This window comes from Mycobacterium paraintracellulare, assembly GCF_000276825.1.
In the GTDB taxonomy this organism is placed as follows: Bacteria; Actinomycetota; Actinomycetes; order Mycobacteriales; family Mycobacteriaceae; genus Mycobacterium; species Mycobacterium intracellulare.
The window spans coordinates 2,367,004-2,391,091 of record NC_016948.1 but is presented as its reverse complement, the minus strand read 5'-3'; the positions used below and the strand labels follow the sequence as shown (position 1 = coordinate 2,391,091).

General features: G+C 66.8%; 21 protein-coding genes. 13 read left to right on the top strand and 8 right to left on the bottom strand.

Annotated elements, in window-relative coordinates; genetic code table 11:
• Positions 1–1,830: a proteasome ATPase gene (arc, locus tag OCQ_RS11085; RefSeq protein ID WP_008256304.1), complete on the bottom strand. Its 1,830-nt coding sequence runs from the start codon at positions 1,828–1,830 to the stop codon at positions 1–3.
• A 309-nt stretch (positions 1,831–2,139) separates the two neighbouring features.
• On the opposite strand from arc, the gene OCQ_RS11080 reads away from it, so the two are divergent.
• Both OCQ_RS11080 and OCQ_RS11075 read left to right on the top strand, forming a co-directional pair.
• Positions 2,140–2,751: a hypothetical protein gene (locus OCQ_RS11080; protein ID WP_014384598.1), complete on the top strand. Its 612-nt coding sequence runs from the start codon at positions 2,140–2,142 to the stop codon at positions 2,749–2,751.
• A gap of 8 nt (positions 2,752–2,759) precedes the next feature.
• A complete protein-coding gene (locus tag OCQ_RS11075; protein WP_008256301.1) occupies positions 2,760–3,059 on the top strand; it encodes a DUF503 domain-containing protein in 300 nt (99 codons plus the stop codon).
• A gap of 187 nt (positions 3,060–3,246) precedes the next feature.
• Here the strand turns inward: OCQ_RS11075 and trmI are convergent, their stop codons facing one another.
• Complete coding sequence (trmI, locus tag OCQ_RS11070; protein ID WP_041784964.1) at positions 3,247–4,092, bottom strand: tRNA (adenine(58)-N(1))-methyltransferase TrmI; 846 nt, start codon at positions 4,090–4,092, stop codon at positions 3,247–3,249.
• 73 nt (positions 4,093–4,165) lie between these two features.
• Between trmI and OCQ_RS11065 the strand changes: the two genes are divergently transcribed.
• Positions 4,166–5,062, top strand: coding sequence for a RecB family exonuclease (locus OCQ_RS11065; protein ID WP_014384596.1), 897 nt, complete (start codon positions 4,166–4,168; stop codon positions 5,060–5,062).
• A gap of 3 nt (positions 5,063–5,065) precedes the next feature.
• On the opposite strand, the gene OCQ_RS11060 is transcribed toward OCQ_RS11065, so the two are convergent.
• The 5 genes from OCQ_RS11060 to OCQ_RS11040 all read right to left on the bottom strand — a co-directional run bounded on the left by OCQ_RS11060 (position 5,066) and on the right by OCQ_RS11040 (position 8,858).
• Complete coding sequence (locus OCQ_RS11060; RefSeq protein ID WP_014384595.1) at positions 5,066–6,436, bottom strand: FAD-containing oxidoreductase; 1,371 nt, start codon at positions 6,434–6,436, stop codon at positions 5,066–5,068.
• Complete coding sequence (locus OCQ_RS11055) at positions 6,433–6,951, bottom strand: membrane protein (RefSeq protein ID WP_026071592.1); 519 nt, start codon at positions 6,949–6,951, stop codon at positions 6,433–6,435. Before OCQ_RS11055 ends, OCQ_RS11060 begins: the two co-directional genes overlap by 4 nt.
• 119 nt (positions 6,952–7,070) lie before the next feature.
• The gene (hisG, locus tag OCQ_RS11050; RefSeq protein ID WP_026071591.1) at positions 7,071–7,925 is read right to left on the bottom strand and encodes an ATP phosphoribosyltransferase; all 855 of its coding nucleotides are present in this window, start codon (positions 7,923–7,925) and stop codon (positions 7,071–7,073) included.
• Between the two features lie 2 nt (positions 7,926–7,927).
• On the bottom strand, positions 7,928–8,209 hold the full coding sequence (locus tag OCQ_RS11045; protein ID WP_009953388.1) for a phosphoribosyl-ATP diphosphatase: 282 nt from the start codon (positions 8,207–8,209) through the stop codon (positions 7,928–7,930).
• Between the two features lie 46 nt (positions 8,210–8,255).
• The gene (locus OCQ_RS11040) at positions 8,256–8,858 is read right to left on the bottom strand and encodes a TetR family transcriptional regulator (RefSeq protein WP_014382447.1); all 603 of its coding nucleotides are present in this window, start codon (positions 8,856–8,858) and stop codon (positions 8,256–8,258) included.
• A 304-nt stretch (positions 8,859–9,162) separates the two neighbouring features.
• Between OCQ_RS11040 and OCQ_RS11035 the strand changes: the two genes are divergently transcribed.
• Genes OCQ_RS11035 through OCQ_RS10990 form a run of 10 tightly spaced genes read left to right on the top strand, consistent with a single transcriptional unit; the run spans position 9,163 to position 19,676 of the window.
• Positions 9,163–10,005 carry an MlaE family ABC transporter permease gene (locus OCQ_RS11035; protein WP_008256279.1) on the top strand — a complete coding sequence of 281 codons (843 nt, stop codon included), beginning with the start codon at positions 9,163–9,165 and terminating at the stop codon, positions 10,003–10,005.
• A gap of 1 nt (position 10,006) precedes the next feature.
• Entirely contained in the window at positions 10,007–10,870 is an 864-nt protein-coding gene (locus OCQ_RS11030) for an ABC transporter permease (protein ID WP_014380031.1), read from the top strand.
• A 23-nt stretch (positions 10,871–10,893) separates the two neighbouring features.
• Positions 10,894–12,477, top strand: coding sequence for an MlaD family protein (locus tag OCQ_RS11025; RefSeq protein WP_014384594.1), 1,584 nt, complete (start codon positions 10,894–10,896; stop codon positions 12,475–12,477).
• Positions 12,474–13,529 carry an MlaD family protein gene (locus OCQ_RS11020; protein WP_014384593.1) on the top strand — a complete coding sequence of 352 codons (1,056 nt, stop codon included), beginning with the start codon at positions 12,474–12,476 and terminating at the stop codon, positions 13,527–13,529. Before OCQ_RS11025 ends, OCQ_RS11020 begins: the two co-directional genes overlap by 4 nt.
• The gene (locus OCQ_RS11015; protein WP_029384402.1) at positions 13,522–14,577 is read left to right on the top strand and encodes an MCE family protein; all 1,056 of its coding nucleotides are present in this window, start codon (positions 13,522–13,524) and stop codon (positions 14,575–14,577) included. The genes OCQ_RS11020 and OCQ_RS11015 overlap by 8 nt, the downstream gene beginning before the upstream one ends.
• Positions 14,574–15,713 (top strand): MCE family protein, encoded by a 1,140-nt coding sequence (locus OCQ_RS11010; RefSeq protein WP_009953396.1) that lies wholly within the window; start codon positions 14,574–14,576, stop codon positions 15,711–15,713. The genes OCQ_RS11015 and OCQ_RS11010 overlap by 4 nt, the downstream gene beginning before the upstream one ends.
• A complete protein-coding gene (locus OCQ_RS11005; RefSeq protein ID WP_014384591.1) occupies positions 15,710–16,951 on the top strand; it encodes an MlaD family protein in 1,242 nt (413 codons plus the stop codon). Before OCQ_RS11010 ends, OCQ_RS11005 begins: the two co-directional genes overlap by 4 nt.
• Complete coding sequence (locus OCQ_RS11000; RefSeq protein WP_014384590.1) at positions 16,948–18,207, top strand: MlaD family protein; 1,260 nt, start codon at positions 16,948–16,950, stop codon at positions 18,205–18,207. The genes OCQ_RS11005 and OCQ_RS11000 overlap by 4 nt, the downstream gene beginning before the upstream one ends.
• 30 nt (positions 18,208–18,237) lie before the next feature.
• Complete coding sequence (locus OCQ_RS10995; RefSeq protein ID WP_009953402.1) at positions 18,238–18,912, top strand: YfgM family protein; 675 nt, start codon at positions 18,238–18,240, stop codon at positions 18,910–18,912.
• Complete coding sequence (locus tag OCQ_RS10990) at positions 18,909–19,676, top strand: mannan-binding family protein (RefSeq protein ID WP_009953403.1); 768 nt, start codon at positions 18,909–18,911, stop codon at positions 19,674–19,676. The genes OCQ_RS10995 and OCQ_RS10990 overlap by 4 nt, the downstream gene beginning before the upstream one ends.
• A 248-nt stretch (positions 19,677–19,924) precedes the next feature.
• On the opposite strand, the gene metH is transcribed toward OCQ_RS10990, so the two are convergent.
• On the bottom strand, positions 19,925–23,719 hold the full coding sequence (gene metH, locus OCQ_RS10985; protein WP_009953405.1) for a methionine synthase: 3,795 nt from the start codon (positions 23,717–23,719) through the stop codon (positions 19,925–19,927).
• Between the last annotated feature and the right edge of the window lie 369 nt (positions 23,720–24,088).

The window sequence follows — 24,088 nt, the reverse complement described above, 5'->3', positions numbered from 1 at the left end:
TTACAAGTACTGACCCAGGTTCGACTCGGTGTCGATGGCCCGCGACGCGCTCGAGCTCTTGCCGGTGACCAGCGTGCGGATGTAAACGATCCGCTCGCCCTTCTTGCCCGAAATCCGCGCCCAGTCATCGGGGTTGGTGGTGTTGGGCAGGTCCTCGTTCTCGGCGAACTCGTCGACGATCGAGTCGAGCAGATGCTGGATGCGCAGGCCCGGTTGACCGGTTTCCAGCACCGACTTGATCGCGTTCTTCTTCGCCCGGTCGACGACGTTCTGGATCATCGCCCCGGAGTTGAAGTCCTTGAAGTACATGACTTCCTTGTCACCGTTGGCGTAGGTGACCTCCAGGAACCGGTTGTCGTCGATCTCGGCGTACATCCGCTCGACGACCTTCTCGATCATCGCCTTGATGCAGGCCGTGCGGTCGCCGCCGAACTCGGCGAGGTCGTCGGCGTGCAGCGGCAACTCCTCGGTCAGGTACTTCGAGAAGATGTCTTGCGCCGCTTCGGCATCCGGGCGCTCGATCTTGATCTTCACGTCGAGCCGGCCCGGCCGCAGGATCGCGGGGTCGATCATGTCCTCGCGGTTGGACGCGCCGATCACGATGACGTTCTCGAGCCCCTCGACGCCGTCGATCTCGCTGAGCAGCTGCGGGACCACGGTCGTCTCGACGTCCGAGGACACCCCCGTGCCACGGGTGCGGAAGATCGAGTCCATCTCGTCGAAGAACACGATCACCGGGGTGCCTTCCGACGCCTTCTCGCGGGCGCGCTGGAAGATCAGCCGGATGTGGCGCTCGGTCTCGCCGACGAACTTGTTCAGCAGCTCAGGGCCCTTGATGTTGAGGAAGTACGACTTGGCCTCGCGCGCGTCGTCGCCGCGGACCTCGGCCATCTTCTTGGCCAACGAGTTCGCCACCGCCTTGGCGATCAGCGTCTTACCGCAGCCGGGCGGACCGTAGAGCAGCACACCTTTGGGCGGCCGCAGCGCGTACTCCCGGTAGAGCTCCTTGTGCAGGAACGGCAGCTCCACGGCGTCGCGGATCTGTTCGATCTGGCGGGTCAGGCCGCCGATGTCCAGGTAGCTGACATCGGGCACCTCTTCCAGCACCAGGTCCTCGACCTCGGCCTTGGGGATGCGCTCGAACGCGTAGCCGGCCTTGGTGTCGACCAGCAACGAGTCGCCGGGCCGCAGCTTGCGGGGCCGGGTGTCGTCGTTGAGGGCGTCGGGATGACCGTCCGGCAGGTTCTCGGCGACCAGCGGCTCGGCGAGCCAGACGATGCGTTCCTCGTCGGCGTGCCCGACCACGAGCGCCCGGTGCCCGTCGGCCAAGAGCTCACGCAGTGTGGAGATCTCGCCGACCGACTCGAAGGTGCCCGCTTCCACGACCGTCAGCGCCTCGTTGAGGCGAACGGTCTGGCCCTTACGCAGCAACGCGACTTCGATGTTCGGCGAGCACGTCAGGCGCATCTTGCGGCCGGACGTGAACACGTCGACGGTGTCGTCCTCGTGCGTGCCGAGCAGGACGCCGTAGCCGCTGGGCGGCTGCCCCAACCGGTCGACTTCCTCCCGCAACGCCAGCAGTTGCTGGCGGGCCTCTTTGAGGGTCTCCATCAACTTCGAGTTACGGGACGCGAGGGAGTCGATGCGCGCTTCGAGCTGATGCACGTCGCGGGCAGAGCGGGCGCCGCCTTGCGCACCGACCGTGTGCTCGAGCTGCTCGCGCAACATCGCCGCCTCGCGGCGAAGCTGCTCCAACTCGGCCTCGTCGCCGCTGGACATGTCTGATTCGTGGGGGGTTCCGAAAGCTTCAGAACGCTCTGAGCTACCCATCTTGCGCTCCTTTCCCACACCGAATTGGCGCGGCGGATACTTCAAAGCTACCGGCGATTGACGATTGATGTGCGTAGTCAAATACCCACGAAAAGTTAAGATTTTCGTCACGCTGGTAATCTCGGCCACTAATCGTGATGATCGAAACGGCCTCGGGAGGTGGCACAGTGACCGCAAAAAGCCTCGCCACCGGCTCGGCTCGCGTCGCAGTCACCGCCGGTGTGACTTCAGTTGCACCCATCGGCCCGACCTTAGCGACATCGCTCCCACCCGAAGCGGCCAGAGCCGTTTAGCCGGCCGACCCACTGGATGCATCGACCACTGTCCGTAGCGCTCAGCACCGCCACCGCCCTGGCGGTGGTCGGTCTTGCGGCGTGTTCGTCGAAGCACCCCGCAAGCGAGTCGTCGACCGTCTCGTCGCTGCCGCCGGCCATGTCCAGCCAAGTTGCTGCGCCCGTCACGGCTCCCCTGCCACCGCCCGAAGCCCTCACCGATGTCCTGGCCCGCCTGGCCGATCCGAACGTCCCCGGCGACGCCAAGGTGAGTCTGGTGGAGGGCGCCACCCCGGAGAGCGCGGCCACGTTGGACAAGTTCACCAACGCGTTGCGGGACAACGGCTACCTGCCGATGACGTTCGCCGCGAACGACATCGCGTGGTCGGACAAGAACCCGTCCAATGTGAAGGCCAGCGTCGCCGTCCACACCGCCCAGGCCGACAAAGCGAACTTCACCTTCCCGATGGAATTCGCTCCCTTCCAAGGCGGTTGGCAGCTATCCCGGCACACCGCCGAAACGCTGTTGGCCCTGGGAAAGTCGCCGGCGGCCCCGTCCTCCGGCGCCCCCGCGAGCCCGCCCGAACCCGCACCGCCGCCGCCACCGCCGGCTCCCGAACCCGGTCCGTCCCAAAACCCGCCGGGCTGACGCGCCGGATGTGGATCGGCTGGCTCGAGTTCGACGTGTTGCTGGGCGACGTTCGCTCGCTCAAACAGAAGCGATCGGTCGTCCGTCCCGTCGTCGCCGAACTGCAGCGCAAGTTCAGCGTCTCGGCGGCCGAGACGGGTTCGCACGAGTTGTATCGACGGGCCGGCATCGGGGTCGCCCTGGTTTCGGGTGACCGCGGCCACGCGGTCGACGTGCTGGACGCGGCCGAGCGGCTGGTGGCCGCGCATCCCGAGTTCGAGCTGCTGTCGGTGCGACGCTCGCTGGTGCGCCCCGAAGATCTGGCCTAGTGGAGACCCGCTGCGATCGCGACTAAGTCGACGGTGGCGACCCGCTGCGCCCGGCAACGCCGCGCTTGCGATCGCCACTAAGCCGATGGTGGCGACCCGCTGCGCCCGGCAACGCCGCGCTTGCGATCGCCACTAAGTCGACGGTGGCGACCCGCTGCGCCCGGCAACGCCGCGCTTGCGATCGCCACTAACCGTCGCGGCCTTCGCGCTTGCGGCCCAGCGGCGCGGGCGCAACCACCCCGGGGGCGAGCCGTCGCGTGAAGATCAGGAACGCCGTGTGCCCGCGCATCGAATGCTGCGGGCGCACCGCGAGCCCGACGACATTCCACCCGCGTTGCAACGTCTCCCACGACCGCGGCTCGGTCCAGCACTGCTGCGCCCGCAGCGCCTCGACGGCGCGCGACAGTTGGGTGACGGTGGCCACATAGATCATCAGCACGCCGCCGGGGATGAGCAGCCGCGCGACCGACTCCAGCACCTCCCACGGCGCGAGCATGTCGAGCACGGCGCGATCGAAGGATCCGTCCGGCAGCTCGGAGTCGGCCACATCGCTGACGATCAATTCCCAGTTGTCCGGCGCCTCGCCGCCGGCGAACACCGACACATTGCGTTGGGCGTGCTCGGCATGGTCGGCGCGCTGCTCGTAGGAGACCACCCGCCCGCCGGGCCCCACGGCGCGCAGCAGCGAACAGGTCAGTGCGCCCGAACCGGCCCCGGCCTCGAGCACCCGGGCGCCGGGGAAGATGTCGCCCTCGTGAACGATCTGAGCCGCGTCCTTCGGGTAGATCACCTGCGGGCCGCGGGGCATCGACATCACGTAGTCGATCAGCAGCGGCCGCAGCACCAGGTACGCGGCGCCGTTACTGGACTTGATCACGCTGCCCTGCTCGAGCCCGATGACCGCGTCGTGCGGGATCGACCCGCGATGGGTGTGGAACTCGGCGCCCTCGGCGAGCACCATCGTGTAATGCCGGCCCTTGGCGTCGGTGAGCTGCACACGCTCGCCCACGGTGAACGGGCCGGTTACGGACACGCGGTCTAGCGTGCCAGTCGACTCGCCCCCACGGGTCCTTGGGGTTGTCGGAGCCCGGTCATAGGCTTTCGACATGATCGTCCAGCCGGAGGCTCCGCAGTCGGTGACGGGCCCGGCGAGGCAGGTGTCCCGCCCGGCGCTGTCACCGTCGCGGGCGGCGGACTTCAAGCAATGCCCACTGCTGTACCGCTTCCGGGCCATCGACCGCCTGCCCGAGGCCCCGTCGCCGGCGCAGCTGCGCGGGTCCCTGGTTCACGCCGCCCTGCAGCAGCTTTACGAGCTGCCCGCCGCGCAGCGCGGCCCCGACACCGCCCTGTCGCTGGTGCAGCCCGCCTGGGAGCAGGTGATGGCCGCGACGCCGGAGATGACTGCGGGATTGGACCCGGCACAGCGCTCCCAGCTGCTGGCCGAGGCCCAGGCGTTGCTCGCCGGCTACTACCGCCTCGAGGACCCGACGCGTTTCGACCCGCAATGCTGCGAAGAACGCGTGGAGGTCGAACTCGCCGACGGCACGCTGCTGCGCGGATTCATCGACCGCATCGACGTCGCCGCCACCGGAGAGCTCCGGGTGGTCGACTACAAGACCGGCAAGGCGCCACCGGAAGCGCGGGCCCTGGCCGAGTTCAAGGCCATGTTCCAAATGAAGTTCTACGCGGTGGCCCTGTTGCGTTCGCGCGGCGTGCCGCCCACCCGGCTGCGGCTGATCTACCTGGCCGACGGTCAGGTCCTGGACTATTCGCCGGATCACGACGAGCTGCTGCGCTTCGAGAAGACCCTGATCGCGATCTGGCGCGCCATCCAATCCGCCGGCCAGACGGGCGATTTCCGTCCCACCCAGTCGCGATTGTGCGACTGGTGCCCCCACCAGCAGCACTGCCCGCTTTTCGGTGGGACACCGCCGCCCTACCCGGGCTGGCCGGAATCGTTTGACCCGCGAAGCGATTCGCGCTCGAGCGAGCCGGCGGCGTAGCGCCTAGTCCAGCGGCGACAACTCCTGCAGCACCGTCGGAATGAGCTCGCTGACCGTGGGATGGATGTGCATGGTGCGGGAGAGCGTGGTGTACGGCGCGTTGGCCGACATGACGTCCAGGATGCAGTGAATGGCCTCGTCGCCGCCGACCCCGAAGACGGCGGCGCCAAGGATCTCCTTGGTTTCGGCGTCGACCACGACTTTCATGAAGCCTTGTGTCTCACCCTTTTCCACCGCACGGCCGACTCTGGTCATCGGCCGCTTTCCGACGAGCGCCTTGCGCCCCGACGCGCGGACCTGCTCGACGGTCAGGCCGGCGCGCCCCAGCGGCGGATCGATGTAGAGCGCGTAGGTGGTGATGCGGTCGCTCACCCGCCGCGGGTCGCCGTCGAGCAGGTTGGCGGCGACGATCTCGAAGTCGTTGTACGAGGTGTGGGTGAACGCGCCCTTGCCGTTACAGTCGCCCATCGCCCAGATGTGCTCGACGCTGGTCTTGAGCTGATCGTCGACGACGATATAGCCGCGGGCGTCGGTCCGCACACCGGCGGCCTGCAGGCCCAGGTCGTCGGTGTTGGGGCGCCGGCCCGCCGCCAGCAGCAGATGACTCCCGCGGATGGGCGTGGCGCCATCGCGCGGGATGAGTTCAAATCCGTTGTCAGTCTTGGTGACCCGCACGTCGTCGGCGTCGACGACGATGTCGATGTCCTCGGCTTGCAGGATTTCTTCGATGGTGGCCGAGACATCCTCGTCTTCGCGCGACGCCAGCCGCGGACCCCGCTCCACCACCGTCACCCGCGCCCCGAAGCGCCGGTACATCTGCGCGAACTCCAGCGCGATGTAGCTGCCTCCCACGATGACGAGATGTGTTGGCAGTTCATCGAGTTCGAGGATCGACGCGTTGGTGAGGAAGTCGACCTCGTCCAGGCCCGGAATGTCGGGCACCACGGCGCGGCCGCCGACGTTGAGGAAGATGCGGTCGGCGTGCAGCACGTCGTCACCGACCCGCACGGTGTGCGGATCGGTGAATACCGCGTGCCCGCGGACGACGGTGCAGCCGTCCATGCCCTCGAGCCAGTCTTCGACACCCTTGCGGTCGTCGAGCATGATCTCGTCCTTGCGGGCCTTGACTTTCGCCATGTCCACGCTGATCTCGCCGGTGCCGACGCCGTAGTCGGCGCCGCGGCGCGCCAGGTGCGCGGCATGCGCGGAGGCCACCAGCGTCTTGGTCGGGATGCACCCGGTGTTGACGCACGTGCCGCCGATCAGTTTGCGTTCGACGATCGCGACGCGCTGCCCGGCTGCCGTCAGCCGCCCCGCCAACGGCGGGCCCGCCTGGCCCGCTCCGACGATGATCGCGTCGAAATGTTCTGTCACTTAACCGCCGTCAGCAGGTACTCCGTCAGCACGTGGCCCGTCACGGCCACGATGACGAGTCCCCCGACGATCGCGACCGCGTCCTCGAGCAGCGCGATGGGCAGGTCCCGGCCCGCCGCGGCGGCCAGCCGCTTGCGCGCCTGGTAACCGCCGAGCGTGCCCAGCACCGCGCCGATGACGCCGGCGCCGAGCGCGGTAAAGGTCCAGTGCGGCCAGGCGCCCAGCGCCGCGCCCGCGAGGCCACCCATCACGATGCGGCCCGCGAAGATCGGTGCCGCCGTGCGCGGCGGGGTCTTGGGCAGCTTGTCGTTGATCAATTCGCCGACGGCGAGGACCGTGAAGACGACCACCGCGACGATGCTGGCCATCCAGGACGCCCACGTGCCGTGCAGGTCGATCCACCCCAGGAGGGCGGGGGCGGCGGCCCAGGCGACCACCGCGGGCGCCGTCAGCGAACGCAACCCGGCAACGACACCAATCAACAAAGCCAGCAACACAACAAGCGCGTGAGTCACGAAGACCTCCTGGAGGACGAAACAGCCGGCGACCTTTTCAGGGACGGCCCATACGCCAACCCGGGCAGTCCCCCGAGGCGGACGCTAACACAGCCGCGGCGATCGCACCGCGTGTGCAATCAGAACCGGCAAAACCTGATATCGGACGCCAGGATCGCCTTGGCGCCGATGGCGGCCAGCTCATCCATGATTTCGTTCACTCCCCGGCGCGGGACGAGCGCCCGGATGGCAACCCAATCCGGATCGGCCAGGGGCGCAATCGTGGGCGACTCCAGCCCCGGCGTGATCGCGGTGGCCTTGTCCACCACCGAGCGGGGGCAGTCGTAATCGAGCATCAGATACTGCTGGCCGAACACCACACCCTGGATGCGCGCCACCAGCTGATCGCGCGCGGCCTGCGTCCCGGAGCGGCTGGCCTGGTCGCTCTCAATCAGCACGGCTTCCGAATCGCACAGCGGATCACCGAAGGCCACCAGGTTGTGCAGGCTCAGGGTGCGACCGGACCCGACCACGTCGGCGATGGCGTCGGCGACGCCGAGTTGCACCGAAATCTCCACCGCGCCGTCGAGTCTGATGACGGTCGCCTCAATGCCGCGGCCCGCCAAGTCTTTTCGGACCAGGTTGGGATACGCCGTAGCGACCCGCTTGCCGGCCAGATCGGCGATCTTCCAGTCCCGCCCGGCCGGGGCGGCGTAGCGGAAGCTCGACGAACCGAATCCCAGCGCCAATCGTTCCCGCACCGGGGCGTCTGAATCGCCCACCAGGTCGCGCCCGGTGATGCCGAAATCCAGCTCCCCCGAACCCACATAGATGGCAATGTCTTTGGGCCGCAGGAAGAAGAACTCCACCTGATTGGCCGGGTCGATGACGGTCAGATCCTTGGAGTCGGTACGGCGACGGTAACCGGCCTCCGCCAAGATCTCGGTGGCCGGCTCGCTCAGCGTGCCCTTGTTGGGAACCGCAACCCGCAGCATGGTCACAGCTTCCGATACACGTCGTCGAGGGACAGCCCGCGGGCGACCATCAGCACCTGTGTCCAGTAGAGCAACTGGCTGATCTCCTCGGCCAGCGCGTCGTCGGGTTCGTGTTCGGCGGCCAGCCACACCTCGCCGGCTTCCTCGAGGATCTTCTTGCCCAGCCCGTGGATGCCGCCGTCGAGCGCGGCGACCGTCGCGCTGCCGGCCGGCCGGGTGCGGGCACGCTCGCCCAGTTCGGCGAACAGATCCTCGAAGGTCTTCACGGCCAGCGATTGTTTCACGCGGCGGTCGGCAAAGTCACGGCGGTTTCGTTCAACACTGCCTGGTTCAGTCGAATCCGGCGAGGGTGAGCCGCAGCGCTTGCTCCAATTGCTCGTGAAAAGGCGGACTTTCGCCGACATCGGAGGTCAGCCATCCGTCGAGGACGAATTGGACTGTGGCCAAACTGGTGTGGACCAACAACGCGGGTCGAATGTCGGCCATCGCATCGACACCCATCCGGTGAGCGACCTGCTGGATCAGGTTGCCGTGGTCGGTTTCGCTGATCAGCACGGATTTACTCAACAGGTGCGGCGCGGTGGCCACGGCGAGGCGCCAGGTGTCCAGGTTGTCAACGTCGCTGACGTCCCTGGCGTGCGTGACGAACAGTTGGATCAGCGCCTCTACGGGCGACTCGTGTTGCGGTCTCGCACTGTAGGAACCCACGATCTCGGCGGCCGCATCCCGGACGGGGTCGACCAGCAGGCCCTCCTTTGTGGGCGCGTACCGAAAATAGGTGCTGATGGAGATCCCGGCGGCCGACGCGATGTCCTCGGTCGTCACCGCCTCGAATCCCCGTTCGGCGAAGAGCTGGTGCGCGGTCTGCTGGATCTGGGACAGCAGCTCAGCACGGCGTCGGTCCCGCAACGAACCCGTGTTTGCTGAGGGCATGCCATCACCTTCGTCAATCCGACAAAACAACCCCGCGGTGCGTCCAGCGACGAACTCAGATGAGGGACTCTACACTATTGAAAGTCCCTATCAAATAGGCTAGTGTGATGCAGCACACACCGATGAACTGCAGAGACTTGGCGCTTGTTGACACTATTTTAATAAAGTTAGCGTCCAACGGCCGCCCAACGGCCTCTGCTCGGCACTCAGGACTTAGGGGTGGGAAGAGGGCCGATGACAGCGGTAGCTGGTACGCGATGACCTGTGCCATGGGTTTGCTAGGCCGACCGCAGGTCGCGCCGCTATGACGACGGCACAGCTTGACGGCGTGGTCGCCATCCGGGACTGGTCCGTCGGATACGTCAAACGTCATCCGGTCGCCTCCCTGACGACCGTGGGCGAACAGTTCGTCCTGGGTGTGCGCACCGTTCAATATTTCTTCGTCGACCTGATCACCGGGCGGTTCCAATGGCACGAATTCGTCCGGCAGGGCGCGTTCATGGCCGGCACCGCCGTGCTGCCGACGATCCTGGTCTCGCTGCCGATCAGCGTCACCCTGTCCATCCAGTTCGCACTGCTGGCCGGCCAGGTCGGCGCCACCTCGCTGGCCGGCGCGGCCAGCGGACTCGCTGTCATCCGCCAGGGCGCGTCGTTGGTGGCGGCGGTGCTCATGGCGTCGGCGGTCGGGTCGGCGATCACCGCCGATCTGGGTTCGCGCACCATGCGCGAGGAAACCGACGCGATGGAGGTGATGGGGGTCTCGGTGATCCGGCGCCTGGTCGTCCCCCGCTTCGCAGCCGCGGTGATGATCGGTGTGGCCCTGACCGGTGTCGTGTGCTTCGCCGGATTTTTCGCGAGCTACATGTTCAACGTGTACTTCCAGAACGGCGCGCCGGGCAGCTTCGTGTCGACGTTCGCGTCGTTCGCGACGACCGGTGACATGGTCCTGGCGCTGCTGAAGGCGATCGTGTTCGGCGCCATCGTGGCCATCGTGTCAAGCCAAAAAGGGTTGTCCACCAAGGGCGGACCGACGGGCGTCGCGAACTCGGTGAACGCCGCCGTCGTCGAGGCGATCCTGCTGCTGATGATCGTCAACGTCGCCATCAGCCAGCTCTACATCATGCTGTCGCCCAGGACGGGGCTCTGACGTGACGGCCTCGGCGTATGTGCCTTTCGCACCGATTTCGACACCGCTGGTCCGGCTCTACCGCAGGGGCAAAGTGCCGATCATCCGGCTCGGCCATCTGCTGGTCTTCTTCGTCCGGGCGGCGGTCGCCGTGCCGCTCGCCGTGCGCCAGTACAGCGGCGAATTCTTGCGGCTGCTGTCGAACATCACCTGGGGCAACGGCTCGATCGTGGTCGGCGGCGGCACCGCGGGCGTGGCGGTGGTGCTGGGCATGACGGTCGGCGCACTCGTCGGGATCGAGGGGTATAACTTCTTGGACCTGCTCGGTCTGGGGCCCGCCACCGGGTTCGTCTCGTCGTTGGTCAACACGCGCGAGCTGGCTCCGCTGATGGCGTCGCTCGCCTTCGCCATGCAGGGCGGCTGCCGCTTCACCGCCCAACTGGGATCCATGCGCATCGCCGAGGAGATCGACGCGCTGGAGTCGATCGCGATCCGCCCGATCCCCTACCTGGTGACCACCCGGCTGATCGCCTCGGTGGTGGCGATCATTCCGCTCTACGCCGCCTGCCTGGCGATCGGCTACCTGAGCACGCAAGTCGTGGTGGGCATCGGCAGCGGCGGTTCGACCGGGTCCTACCTGCACTACTTCACGCTGATGCTGGCCGGCCAGGACATCGTCTATTCGTTGATCAAGGCCGTCATCTTCGTGTGGATCGCCTCCACCATCCAGTGCTACTACGGCTATTACGCCAGCGGCGGACCCGAAGGCGTCGGGGTCGCCGCGGGGCACGGCATGCGGGCCAGCATCACGGTCGTGATCATCGTGAACATGCTGCTCACCATGGCGCTGTGGGGTGTGGACTCCGGCGCAAGGTTCGGCGGGTAGGCCCGTGGCGAGGTCGGTGGAAGATGCCCAATTCCCTTGAGCTGGACGGACGCGGCCCCTCCGAGCGCCAGCTGTTCGGCGTCGGCATCGCCGTGGTGGTGGTCAGCGCCCTGGTCACGGCCATGATGTTGGTCAAATCCACCGGCAGGCTGAACGATTACGTGCGGGTGGTTGCCGATCTGATCAACGTGGGCGATGGCCTTCCGCAGAAGTCGGACGTCAAATACCACGGCGTGCTTGTCGGGATGGTCAACGACGTCGTCCCGGCGGAGCACGGCAAACCCAACTATGTCCACATCGACCTCAAACCCGAATACGCCCAGGCGATTCCGGCCGCCGTGACCGCACGCGTGGTGCCCAGCAATGTATTCGCGGTGTCGTCGGTGCAGTTGGTGGGCTCCCCAAACCAAAAGGGACCGGGGGCGAAAATCCGCCAGGGCGCGCATATTCCGGAGGACAAGCAGTTGCCGACCGTGCTGTTCCAAACCACCGTCAGCAAGTTGCGCGACCTGCTGGCCGCCGCGGGGCGCGGTCGCGACGACAGGTCGGTGGGGATCTTGGCCGCCCTGGGCGCGGCCACCGACCACCGTCGCGTCAGCCTGCTCAATGCCGGCGCGCAATTGAATCGCCTTCTCGACCAGCTCAATTCGATTGTCAGCACCGATACCGGCCCGTCGACGGTGTCCGCCCTGCTGGATGCGACCACGGGGCTCGCGCAGACCGCCCCCGATCTTCTCGACGCATTGCATCAGGCCGTCGAACCGATGCGGACCTTCGCCGAGACGCGCGAGCAGCTGGCTTCACTGGTGTCGGGTGCGGACTACACGGTCGGCACGACGCGCCAGTCGTTCGACAACCACATCGACCAACTCATCCGGATCACCACCGATTTCACGCCGGTGCTCGGCGTGCTGGCGCAAAAGTCGAACAACTTCGTTCCCGCCGTGACCAAGCTGGACGACCTGGCCAACCAGTTCATGGAGCAGGTCTGGAACCCGGAGAAGAACCTGGGCAACATGCACGCGATGCTGACGTTCACGCCCAGTTCCACCTACACACGCGCCGACTGTCCGCACTACGGCGAACTCAAGGGGCCCAGCTGCTTTACCGCGCCGCTGATTCCGGTGCGCCCCGACCTGCCCGAGGTGCTGCTGCCGCAGAACTATCATCCGCCCAAGGATCTGGCGCCCCCGCCGGGCACGGTGATCGGGCCGGACGGAAACCTTGTCGCGGTGGGCCCGCCGCTGATCAACCCGACTCCCAACCTGACCGATCCCAATCCCCCGCTGGCCCCGGGGATCACGCCGTCGCCGCCCGTGCCAGGGAGCGCGAATCCCGACAACCCGTCGCCGGGGGCTCCGGCGACTCCGCAGCCGCACCAGCCGTGGGTCGCCCCGGTGGCGCCCAAGGCGCCGTGGATTCCGCAGTCCGCCTTCGGGGGCTCTCGATTCGGGGGGAACGTGGGGCCCGTCGGGAGCCAGTACGAACGAAACATGTTGGGCGTGATCACCGGAACGCCCGCCTCGCCGGCCACCGAGCTGCTGCTCGGACCGGTCGCCCGTGGCAGCACGGTGTCACTGGGCCGTCCGGCCGGGGAGCCCCCATGAAGTTTCGCGGTCCACTCATCGCGCTGGCGCTGTTCATGGTCGTCTCGTTGGCGCTGACCTGGCTGGTGTATGTGAGCCTGCGCCGTGACGTGGCCGGCGACACCGCACGGTATTCGGCGGTGTTCACCGACGTGTACGGGCTGCGCGAGGGCGACGACGTCCGCATGGCCGGGGTGCGCGTCGGCCGCGTCGAAAAGGTCGAGCTCGACGGGAAACTGGCGAAGGTCTCGTTCGTCGTGCAGCAAGAACAGCGGTTGTTCGGAAACACCCTGGCGTCGGTGACCTACCAGAACATCGTCGGCCAGCGTTACCTCGGACTGTCGTTGGGCAAGGAAGGGAGTCCGGAGCTGCTCGCGCCGGGCAGCACCATCCCGGTGGAACGCACCGAGCCGTCGTTCGACGTCACCACGTTGCTCAACGGCTACGAGCCGTTGTTCAGCCTGCTGAACCCGCACGACGCCGACAACCTGACCAAGGGCATCATTCAGTCGCTTCAGGGCGACACCTCGTCGCTGGCCACGCTGGTCGGCCAGACGTCCACGCTCACAGAGACATTCGCGGGCCGGGATCAGGCGCTGGGCAGCGTGATCACCAACCTCAACAAGGTGGTGGGCAACCTCGCGGCCCAGAACGACGATCTCGACGGCGTCATCACCGAGACCCGCAGCGTCGTCGGCGAGCTCGACCGACGGCGCCCCGACCTGGTCGCCTCCGTGGGCTCGCTGGCGCGGGTGACCGGCCGCCTGTCGACCTCGGCGTCCGACGTCTATCCGGCGCTGCGCGAATTCATCGATCGCAAGCCCGGCGTGGCCCGGCACATCATGGACGTCGAGCCGCAGGTGGCGTTCTTCGGCGACAACATCCCGCTGCTGCTGAAAGGACTTGTCCGGGTCGGCAATCAGGGCGCCTACGGCAACGCCTACGTGTGTGACGTGAACTTCCTGGGGTTCTTCCCCGGGCTCAACGATGTCGTGCCGATCATCATCAACGCCGCCACGCCGGGAAACAGGGCGTGGCACACCCCGAGATGCAGGAGCACCGTCGATGGCTGACAAGACTGTGCGGCAACGGCTTTCGGGGATGAAGCGACGCCCGCTGGAAAGCTACAACAAGACGTGGCTCGGATTCATCGCGGTCGCGGTGGTGGCGGTGGTGATCGGCGTCATGCTGCTGGTGCACGCCATCGGCGCCGGCTATCGGCACTACACCGCCGAGTTCCTGCAAGCCGCCTCGCTGCGGGCCGGCAATCCGATCGTGGTCGCGGGCATCCCGGTGGGCAACGTCACGAGCATGAAACTCGTCGGCGACCACGTCGAGGCCGGGCTGAAGGTTCGGGACAACATCGCGCTGGGCAAGGACTCCCGCGCCCGGATCAAGGTCACCACCATCCTGGGGTCGCGGTACCTCGCGCTGGAACCCAGCGGCCCGGCGCACCTGCCCCACAACACCTTCGACCTGGCTCACACCGAGGTGCCCTACGACCTGCAAGCCGCGCTGCAGGACGCGACCACGACGTTCGAGCAGGTCGACTCCGACCGGTTCGCCCAATCGCTGGCGGTGCTGGGCAAGCAGCTCGAGGGCCTGCCCGCGGTTGTGCCGCAGGCGATCACGAACATCAACACGCTGTCGTCGATCATCGCGGTGCGCCGTGATCAGCTGGGCCAGCTACTGCGCAGCACCGAGCAGGTGACGAACACCCTGCGCCGCCAGCAGGCCGGCATCGGCAATCTGGTCAACCAGGGCCAAGACCTGCTCGGCCAATTCGTCGCGCGGCGCGCCGTCTTCCACGCGATGATGCAGTCGTTGACGAGTCTCGTTGACACCATGAGTCAGGTCGTGGTCAACGACCGGGCGGGTCTGGACGCGCTGATCAAAGACATGCGGGACTTCACCGCCTTGATGTCCGCGCACGACGACCTGCTGCACAGCATGCTGCAAATCAGCCCGATCTTCTTCCGCGAGGCGGCCAACCTCACGGGCGAGGGCAACGCGGTCAACTTCAACGCCCCCAACGTTCCGCTGATCGACTCGTGGATGTGCGCGATCAGCGGTCGCGCCAAGCAGTTCGGCATGATCCAGTACTTCAAGGACTGCAAGTGAAGGGCCGCACGAACAACCCCGGCGCCCCGCTCGTCGTCAAGGTGGTGGCCATCGTCGCTGCCGTGGCGGCGATCGCGGTGGTGGCCGTCGCCGGTTGGTGGTTCCTGCGCTCCGACGAGGACACGATCACGGTGACCGCCCAATTCGACAGCGCCTCGGGCCTTTACGAGGGCAACGTGGTCGCGGTGCTGGGCATGCCGGTGGGCAAGGTCACCAAGATCAACGCCAAGGGCGGCTATGTCGAGGTCGACTTCACCGTCGACCGCCACGTCAAGATTCCCGCCGACGCGCAGGCCGTGACGGTGTCGACCTCCATCCTCACCGACCGACAGATCGAACTCACGCCGCCCTATCACGACGGGCCGACCCTGCAGAACCACGACACCATCGGGTTGCCCCGCACCAAGACGCCCGTCGAATTCAGCAGCGTCCTCAACGTTTTGGACAAGGTGACCAAATCGCTCGAGGGCGACGGCCACGGCGGCGGCCCGATCGCCGACGTGCTGAACGGTGGCACCGCGGTGGTCAGCGGCAACGGCGAGAAGATCAAAGCCGCTCTCGGCGAGCTGTCCAAGGCGCTGCGCCTGTCCAGCGACGGCGGGACGACGACCCGCGAGCAGATCACCACGATCGTCAAAAACATCAGCACGCTGTTCGACGCCGTGGCCGCCAACGACACGAAATTGCGCGAATTCGCCTCCACCATCCACCAAGTCAGCCAGATCATGGCGGACGAGGACCTCGGCAGCGGCAGCACCGGACGCAAGCTCGACCACCTGATCCAGCGGGCGGGCGACCTGCTCGACGCCAACCGCGACAACGTCAAGCAGGCCGTCGGCAGCGGCAACACCACGCTGAAGACGGTGGCCGACCAGCGGCGCGACCTGGCCGAGCTCCTGGATTTGGCCCCGCTGCTGGCCGACAACGCCTACAACATGATCGACCGGGCCAACGGCGCCGTGCGGGCCCGCTTCCTCACGGACCGTTTGATCTTCGACAGCCAGTACACCAAGGAGATCTGCAACCTGATGGGTCTTCGGCAACTGGGCTGCAGCACCGGGACCATCCAGGACTTCGGCCCCGATTTCGGGTTGACCTATGTGCTGGACGGTATGGCCGCCATGGGGCAGAAATGATGACCACCCGCGGGCGGGCAATGCCGTTGCTGCTGGCCGCGGTCATGGTGAGCGCCGGATGCGCCACGAATGGCCTTGCCAGCCTGCCCCTTCCGGCGCCGGGGCTGGGTTCGGGCGGCTATTCGCTGAACGCGGTGTTCTCCAACGCACTCAACCTGCCGATGAACGCCAAGGTCAAGCTCGCCGGCGCCGACGTCGGGCAGCTCGAATCGATGATCGCGCGCAACTACACCGCGCTGACCCGGCTGCGGATCAGGGACGGCGTGCAGCTCCCCCGCGGCAGCACCGCCGAATTGCGCACCGCGACACCGCTGGGCGACGTGTTCGTCGCCCTGAAGCCACCGGCCGCCGGTGAAACGGATGCGCCGCTGCTGCGCAACGGCGACACCATCGGCCTGGATTCCACGGCCGCCGCCGCGACGGTCGAGTCGGTGCTGAGCTCGGCGGCGATTCTGGTCAACGGCGGGGCGGTCCGCAATTTCACCAACATCATCAACGGTTTCGGCAAGGCGACCGGCGACCAGGGCCAGGCGTTCGGGGACATGATCCGCAAATCCAACGAGCTGCTCGGGACGCTGGATTCGCGGTCCGATCAGATCAAGAACGCATTGACCCAATTGTCGCACCTGGCCGACCAACTCGACGCCAAGAATCACACCATCAGCGACCTGATGTCGGCCGCCCGTCCCGCCACATCGGCCCTGGCCGACAACACCGCCCAGCTCTCCAATCTGGCCGTGCAGGTGGGCGACACCTCCCGGCTGCTGGCCAGGTTCCCGTCGATCGGCGGAACCGACACCAGCGGCCGCAGCCTGATCCGCGACCTGAACACGGTCGCCGGGGCCGCCAACGATGTGGCGGTGAGCCCCGACACCAGCTGGCTGTCGGTGAATCGACTGATTCCCCCGTTAATCAAATCGACTGCGGGGAACTCGATTTCGGTGAACGTCAGCGTGGACAAGATTCTGCTCGGGTCGCTTCCCGATATCGGATACCCCGGTGACATCGGGCTGCACGGCCCCCACCACTACAACGTGAACCTGCTCGTCGGCACGCTGAAGTACACCCTGTGGCGCCTGCAGGAGCGCGTGGTGGGCCGGGGGCCGGATTCGCCACAGGTTCCGGTGATTCCGGACCCGACCATCCCGGGCCAAATCGACGTCGCCCCCGGTCCCCCGCCTGGGGCTGCCCCGCCACCGGGGCCGCCCGAACCGCCGCCGCCGGGACCCCGCCCATGATCCGCACCATCGCCACGTTCGCGAATTTCGTTGTCCGGGTGGTGCGCAGGGGCCACCGGCAACAGGTTTGGTTGTCGGTGGCCGGATTGGTGCTGATCCTCGTCGTCGCCACCGCCTACCTGCTCGTGGGCGCGTTGCGGGTTAAGCCCTTCACCTCGTCCTACCGGGTCACGGTGCAGTTGCCGGAATCCGGCGGGCTGCTCCCCAATCAGGATGTCGCGCTGCGCGGGGTGCGCATCGGCCGTGTGGAGTCGCTGCAGATCACCGACGACGGGGTGAACGCCGTCGCCAGCATCACCTCGAAGGTGCGGATCCCCGCGAACGCCGTCGTGCACGTCTCGGCGCTGTCGCCGGCCGGCGAGCAGTACATCAACTTCGAGGCCGCGTCCGACGCCGGACCGTATCTGCACGACGGCAGCCGTATCGCCCTGGACCACACCACCGTTCCCGTCAGCCTGGCGCGGTTACTGGGCGACGCCGACGGGCTGCTGTCCCAGGTCGATCCCCACAAGATCGAATTGATCAAGAAGGAACTGAGCCTGAGCAAGGAGGGCCCGGCGAAGCTGACCGCCATCGTCGACGGCGGCACCTTCCTGCTGTCCACGCTCGACTCGGTGCTGCCCCAGACGACCAGCATCATCAAGACCAGCCGGGTGGTGCTCACTCTGGCAAGCGACAAGAACTCCGGCTTGGGCGCGGCCGCAACGGAACTCAACCGCACGCTGTCCGGGGTGGCCAGGATGCAGGCGGGCTATCGCCGGTTGACTGCGCAGACGCCGCGCACCCTGTCGGCCGTCGACAATCTGTTCGCCGACAATTCCGACACGATGGTGCAGTTGCTGGGCAGCATGGCGACCGTGTCGCAGCTGCTGTATCTGCGGGTTCCGGCGCTCAACGCGCTGTTCCCGGACTACCGTGGGTCGGTGTTGGACGCAGTGACGAGCGCGTTCCACGACAACGGGGTGTGGGCGATCGCCGACCTGTACCCCCGCTACGTGTGCGATTATGGGACACCGTCGCACCCGCCGTCGGCCGCCGACTATTACGAGCCCTTCATGTACACCTACTGCCGCGACGGCGACCCCGCCGTCTCGATCCGGGGCGCCAAGAACGCGCCGCGGCCGGGCGGCGACGACACGGCCGGCCCGCCGATGGGGGCCAACCTGGGCCGCCGGACCGATCCGACCCCCAAGGGCCGCTTCACCATTCCGACCCCCTACGGCGGCCCGCAGCTGCCGATCGAACCGCCGCACTAGGCCCCGAACCGTCCGCGCCGATCCTAGGAGATGACCGTGATCGTGACCTCCCAAAAGAATCCGAAATCCGAGGCCGTCAAGACGGAGCCGGACGCCGAATCGACGCAAGACGTGTCTGACGATGTCGACGACGTGACCGCCGACGAGGCCGAGGATCAAGACGAGGGCGGTCTGCTCAGGCGCAAGCGTCCGGACGCCGAGCGCCGCAAGCGGCCTCGGAAACAGGATCTGAGGCAATATCTGCGCCGCAGCATCCTGCCGCTGTTACTCGTTGCCTCGCTTGCCGTTTCGGGATTCCTGGGATGGCGGCAGTGGCAGGACCATCGGGTCAGGCTGGCCGGCGAACAGGCCCAGCAGGCGGCGATCTCCTACGCGCAGGTGCTGACGAGCATCGACTCGAACAAGGTCGACGAGAACTTCCGGCAGGTGCTCGACGGCGCGACGGGCGAATTCAAGGACATGTACACCCAGTCCAGCGTGAAACTTCGGCAGCTGCTGATCGACAACAAGGCGACCGCGCATGGGGTGGTGGTGGACTCGGCCATCCAGTCCGAATCCATGAACAAGGTCGTCGTGCTGGTGTTCATCGACCAGACCGTCACCAACACGGCCGCACCCGATCCGCGCATCGACCGCAGCAGGATCAAGATGACCATGGAAAAGGTCGACGGCCGCTGGCGGGCAAGCAAGGTGCAGCTGTTGTGACGCGCCGGCTCATCGCGGCGTTCGTATTGGTCGCCGCCGCAACGCTTCCCACCACCGCCCGTGCGCACGCCTCGGCGCCGTCGTTCTGCGGCGAGCTCGGCGGGAACTGGGACGGCCAATACTGCCACACCTCGGTCACCTCGGAACGCAACGCCGTGCGCGACATCAAGGTCGCGGTGCCCGAGGACCTGGTCGACAATCCGACCACAGGACCGGTGATCCGCGACTACCTGCACACCCTGGTCAACAACTGGCGAAACGCCAACTCCAGCATGGCCGCCGACAGCTACGGCGAGGAGAACTTCGAAGTCTTCCGGCACGCCAACCTGCTCAGCGCGGTGTTTCACGAGGACTATCACGCCGATGGCCCCCAGTCCAACAACGCCTATCGGACCTTCACGTTTGACATGTCGAGCGGCAGGCGGGTGCAGCTGTCGGACCTGACGACGTCAGACCCGCTGACCGCCATTCCCCCACTGGCTCAACCGTTTGTCCAAACCGCGCTCGATCAGGCGCCGCCGCCGCACGACCCCGGCACCTACCCCTTCACCGTCGACCGCTGGACCCCGGACAAGGTCTATTCCGGGGCGTACAAGGCCTGGGCGGTGACCCCCGACGAGTTGATCCTCTACATGCCGGACTACCCGGTCGGCCACGACAGCCCGATCAACTTCACACCCGGTGTCATGCAGTGGTACATGGACGGCGGCACGGTGCAGGCGCACATCCCGCTGTCGGCGCTCAGTTCCGTGCTGCGCATATGAGCCCCGTGTAAGTCGTTGCGCCACAGGCATACCGCCAGTCACAGGAGTATCTGGACCGGGGTACTGCCGACGTGCCCACCTCCGAGCGACAACGTCAGATGGAGGCGGGCGTTGTCGCTCGGAGGCGGGCAAAAGGTGTGATGCCATTGCGGCCGGACTCTGGCCACAGTCCGAGCCCGCCGGGCGCGCCGCGCGCCAGACGTTGACGTACTCGGCTTCGCGGTGACGCGGCACGAAGGCGCCGGAGCTCAGTCCTCCGGGTTGTAGGCGAGGTTGGAGCTGAGCCAGCGCTCACCTTCCTTCAGGGTCCAGCCCTTGCGCCTCGCGTAGTCGGCGACCTGGTCCTGGGCCATCCGGCCGACCACGAAGTACTGCGACTGCGGGTGCGAGAAATACCAGCCGCTGACGGCCGCGCCGGGCCACATCGCCATCGACTCGGTGAGCTCGATTCCGGTGCGCTCGTGGACGTCCATCAACTTCCAGAGCGTCGCCTTCTCGGTGTGCTCCGGGCACGCCGGGTAGCCCGGGGCGGGGCGGATCCCCTGGTACTTCTCGGCGATGAGTGCGTCGTTGTCCAAGTGCTCGTCGGGCTTGAATCCCCAGAACTCCTTGCGGACCCGCTGGTGCATCCGTTCGGCGAACGCCTCGGCCAGCCGGTCGGCGAGCGACTCCAGCAGGATCGCGCTGTAGTCGTCGAGGGCCGCCTTGAACTCCGCGATCTTTTCACCGCTGCCGAGCCCGGCGGTGACGGCGAACGCGCCGATGTAGTCGGCCAGGCCGGTGTCCTTGGGCGCGATGTAGTCGCTTAGCGACCGGTTCGGGATGCCCTCCCGGTGCTCCCCCTGCTGACGCAGGTGGTGCAGCGTGGTCAGCACCTCGGTGCGGGTGTCGTCGGTGTAGACCTCGATGTCTTCGATACCCGAGCCGACCGCGTTGGCCGGGAAGAACCCGATCACCGCGTTGGCGGTCAGCCACTTCTCCTTGATCAGGGTGTCGAGCATCTCCTGCGCATCGTCGTACAGCTTGCGGGCGGCCTCGCCGGTGGCCGGGTTGTTGAGGATATCGGGGAAGCGGCCCTTCATCTCCCAGGCATTGAAGAACGGCTGCCAATCGATGTACTCGCGCAACTCGGCGAGGTCGTACTCCTTGAACTCCCGCACCCCGAGGCCCTGGGCGGGCACCGGCGGCGTGTAGCCGTCCCACTCGATCGGGGTCCGGTTGGCGCGGGCCTTCTCCAGCGTGAGCATCGGGCGCTCGTTCTTCTGAGCGTGCCGCTCTCGCAGCGATGCGTAGTCCTTCTCGGTGGCTTCCAGCAGGCCCGGCCGCTGCTTGTCATCGAGGAGGGCCGCGGCGACCGGCACCGAGCGGGACGCGTCCTTGACCCACACCACCGGACCGGACCGGCGCGGCGATATCTTCACGGCCGTGTGAGCGCGCGAGGTGGTCGCGCCGCCAATGAGCAGCGGGATCTCGAGGCCTTCACGTTCCATCTCGACGGCGAAGTTGGACATCTCATCCAGGGACGGGGTGATCAGTCCGGACAGTCCGATGATGTCGGCGTCGTGCTCCCTGGCCGCGGCCAGGATCTTCTCGGCGGGCACCATCACCCCAAGGTCGATCACTTCGAAGTTGTTGCACTGCAAGACGACCCCGACGATGTTCTTGCCGATGTCGTGGACGTCGCCTTTCACGGTCGCCATCACGATCGTGCCGTTGGTGTCCTTCGCCGCTGCCGTACCGTTCTGTTCTTTCTCTTTCTCGATGAACGGCAGCAGGTACGCCACGGCCTTCTTCATCACCCGGGCCGACTTCACCACCTGGGGCAAAAACATCTTGCCCGAGCCGAACAGGTCACCGACGACGTTCATGCCGTCCATCAGCGGGCCCTCGATCACCTCGATCGGGCGGCCCCCGGCGGCGGCGATCTCGGCCCGCAATTCCTCGGTGTCGTCGTCGACGTGGGCGTCGATGCCCTTGACCAAAGCGTGGGTGATCCGCTCGCGGACCGGAAGGCTGCGCCATTCGGCCGCGGCGGGGTCTTCGGATTTCTCTGACTTGTTGAACCGCTCGGCGATCTCGAGCAGCCGTTCGGCCGCGTCCTCGCGGCGGTTCAGGACGACGTCCTCGATGCGGTCGCGCAGCTCGGGGTCGATCGAGTCGTAGGGCACCAGCGCGCCGGCGTTGACGATGCCCATGTCCAGGCCGGCCTTGATGGCGTGAAACAGGAACACCGCGTGGATCGCCTCGCGGACCGGGTTGTTGCCGCGGAACGAGAACGACACGTTCGAGATGCCGCCGGAGATGTGCACCCCGGGAAGGTTCTCCTTGATCCAGGCGCAGGCCTCGATGAAGTCGATCCCGTACGTCGCGTGCTCCTCGATTCCGGTCGCCAGCGCGAAGCAGTTCGGGTCGAAGATGATGTCCTCGGGCGGGAAGCCGACCTCCTCGGTCAGGATCCGGTAGGCGCGCCCGCAGATCTCCTTGCGGCGCTCCAGGTTGTCGGCCTGACCCTGCTCGTCGAACGCCATCACGACGACGGCGGCGCCGTACTTGCGGCACAGCCGCGCCTCACGAATGAATTTCTCCTCGCCCTCCTTCATGGAGATCGAGTTGACGATCGGCTTGCCCTGCACGTTCTTCAGGCCGGCCTCGATGACCTCCCACTTGGAGGAGTCGATCATCACCGGGACGCGGCTGATGTCCGGCTCGGCCGCGATCAGCTTGGTGAACCGGTCCATCGCGGCGACGCCGTCGATCATGCCTTCGTCCATGTTGATGTCGATGACCTGCGCACCGACCTCGACCTGCTGCAGGGCGACCGACAGCGCGGTGTCGTAGTCCTCGGCCTTGATCAGGTTGCGGAACCGGGCGGAACCGGTGATGTTGGTGCGCTCACCGATGTTCACGAACAGGGAATCGTCGGTGATGTTGAGCGGCTCCAGGCCCGACAGACGGGTGGCCACCTCGATCTTCGGCACCTCGCGCGGCGGTTTGCCCTCGACGACCTTGGCGATCTCGGCGATGTGCGGCGGCGCCGTTCCGCAGCACCCGCCGACCAAGTTGACCAGGCCCGCCTCGGCGAAGTCGGCGATGTAGCCGGCCTGACGCTCCGGGGTCTCGTCGTACTCGCCGAAGGCGTTGGGCAGGCCGGCGTTCGGATAGCAGGAGACAAAGGTGTCCGCGATCCGCGACATCTCGGCGATGTAGGGCCTCATCTCCGGCGCGCCCAGGGCGCAGTTGAGGCCGACCGCGATCGGCTTCGCGTGCCTGATCGCGTTCCAGAATGCTTCGGTGACCTGACCGGACAGCGTCCGCCCGGAGGCATCGGTGATGGTGCCCGAGATGATCACCGGCCAGCGGCGTCCGCGGTCCTCGAACAGCGTCTCGACGGCGAACACCGCCGCCTTGGCGTTCAGCGAGTCGAAGATCGTCTCGATGATGAGCAGGTCTGCACCGCCGTCGACCAGGCCGTTGGCGGCTTCCAGGTAGGCGGCGACCAGCTGGTCGTAGGAGACGTTGCGGGCGCCGGGATCGTTGACGTCCGGCGAGATCGACGCGGTCCGCGTCGTCGGCCCGATCGCGCCGGCCACGTAGCGGGGCTTCTCCGGGGTGCTGTACTCGTCGGCCGCCTTGCGGGCCAGGGCGGCGCCGGCGTAGTTGAGCTCGTAGGCCAGGTCGGCCATGTCGTAATCGGAGAGCGAGATGGCGTTCGCGTTGAACGTGTTGGTTTCCAGGATGTCGGCGCCCGCCTCGAGGTACTCGCGGTGGATGCCCTCGATGATCTGCGGTTGCGTCAGGTTGAGCAGGTCGTTGTTGCCCTGCAGGGCGGTCGGCCATTCCGTGAACCGATCGCCGCGGTAGCCGGCCTCGTCCGGCCGGTCCCGCTGGATCGCCGTGCCCATCGCGCCGTCGATCACCATGATCCGCTGGCGCAGGGCCGCCGTCAGTTCGTCGGTGCAGTCGGGGCGGATGTTCGGCGCGAAGGCATCCGACGCGGAAGTGTTCGTCGCGGAAGTCTTCGTCTCAACGGCCGTCATGTGCATTCCTTCCGTAGCGGAAGGCGTCCTTGACTCTGCCGAGCGTGGCGGAGACCGGCAGGGGACCAGGCCCCCTCCAGAAACCGTTGCAACGCCTCTCGACCAGAAAAGTCTACGTCGTCACCCGACGCCTGGACGCCCTGGCTCGACCCGACCCGCGCTGCCCCGGCTCGCCAGCGCACGGGTCTTGTCGGCAATGGAGTAGTTACCAAGGTTAACGAGGTTGCAGCCGGCCGTATTTCGCCTTGACCGCGGCGACGCCGTTGTAGCGATCGTCCAGCACAAAGTCCACGGCACGGCCTTCGTCAGCGGCAGTCACGCCATAAGAATAGTCGGCCTATGTAAAGCCCCCGGTGAAACGCTCGGCGGGCGCCA

What these genes read in the sequence shown, in the direction of transcription:
- OCQ_RS11035 (WP_008256279.1), top strand. Translation starts at nt 9,163, where the DNA reads ATGACGACGGCACAGCTTGACGGCGTGGTCGCCATCCGGGACTGGTCC.
- OCQ_RS11025 (WP_014384594.1), top strand. Translation starts at nt 10,894, where the DNA reads ATGCCCAATTCCCTTGAGCTGGACGGACGCGGCCCCTCCGAGCGCCAG.
- OCQ_RS11015 (WP_029384402.1), top strand. Translation starts at nt 13,522, where the DNA reads ATGGCTGACAAGACTGTGCGGCAACGGCTTTCGGGGATGAAGCGACGC.
- OCQ_RS11065 (WP_014384596.1), top strand. Translation starts at nt 4,166, where the DNA reads ATGATCGTCCAGCCGGAGGCTCCGCAGTCGGTGACGGGCCCGGCGAGG.
- OCQ_RS10995 (WP_009953402.1), top strand. Translation starts at nt 18,238, where the DNA reads ATGACCGTGATCGTGACCTCCCAAAAGAATCCGAAATCCGAGGCCGTC.
- arc (WP_008256304.1), bottom strand. Translation starts at nt 1,830, where the DNA reads ATGGGTAGCTCAGAGCGTTCTGAAGCTTTCGGAACCCCCCACGAATCA.
- OCQ_RS11080 (WP_014384598.1), top strand. Translation starts at nt 2,140, where the DNA reads ATGCATCGACCACTGTCCGTAGCGCTCAGCACCGCCACCGCCCTGGCG.
- OCQ_RS11040 (WP_014382447.1), bottom strand. Translation starts at nt 8,858, where the DNA reads ATGCCCTCAGCAAACACGGGTTCGTTGCGGGACCGACGCCGTGCTGAG.
- hisG (WP_026071591.1), bottom strand. Translation starts at nt 7,925, where the DNA reads ATGCTGCGGGTTGCGGTTCCCAACAAGGGCACGCTGAGCGAGCCGGCC.
- OCQ_RS11000 (WP_014384590.1), top strand. Translation starts at nt 16,948, where the DNA reads ATGATCCGCACCATCGCCACGTTCGCGAATTTCGTTGTCCGGGTGGTG.
- OCQ_RS11075 (WP_008256301.1), top strand. Translation starts at nt 2,760, where the DNA reads ATGTGGATCGGCTGGCTCGAGTTCGACGTGTTGCTGGGCGACGTTCGC.
- metH (WP_009953405.1), bottom strand. Translation starts at nt 23,719, where the DNA reads ATGCACATGACGGCCGTTGAGACGAAGACTTCCGCGACGAACACTTCC.
- OCQ_RS11005 (WP_014384591.1), top strand. Translation starts at nt 15,710, where the DNA reads ATGATGACCACCCGCGGGCGGGCAATGCCGTTGCTGCTGGCCGCGGTC.
- OCQ_RS11020 (WP_014384593.1), top strand. Translation starts at nt 12,474, where the DNA reads ATGAAGTTTCGCGGTCCACTCATCGCGCTGGCGCTGTTCATGGTCGTC.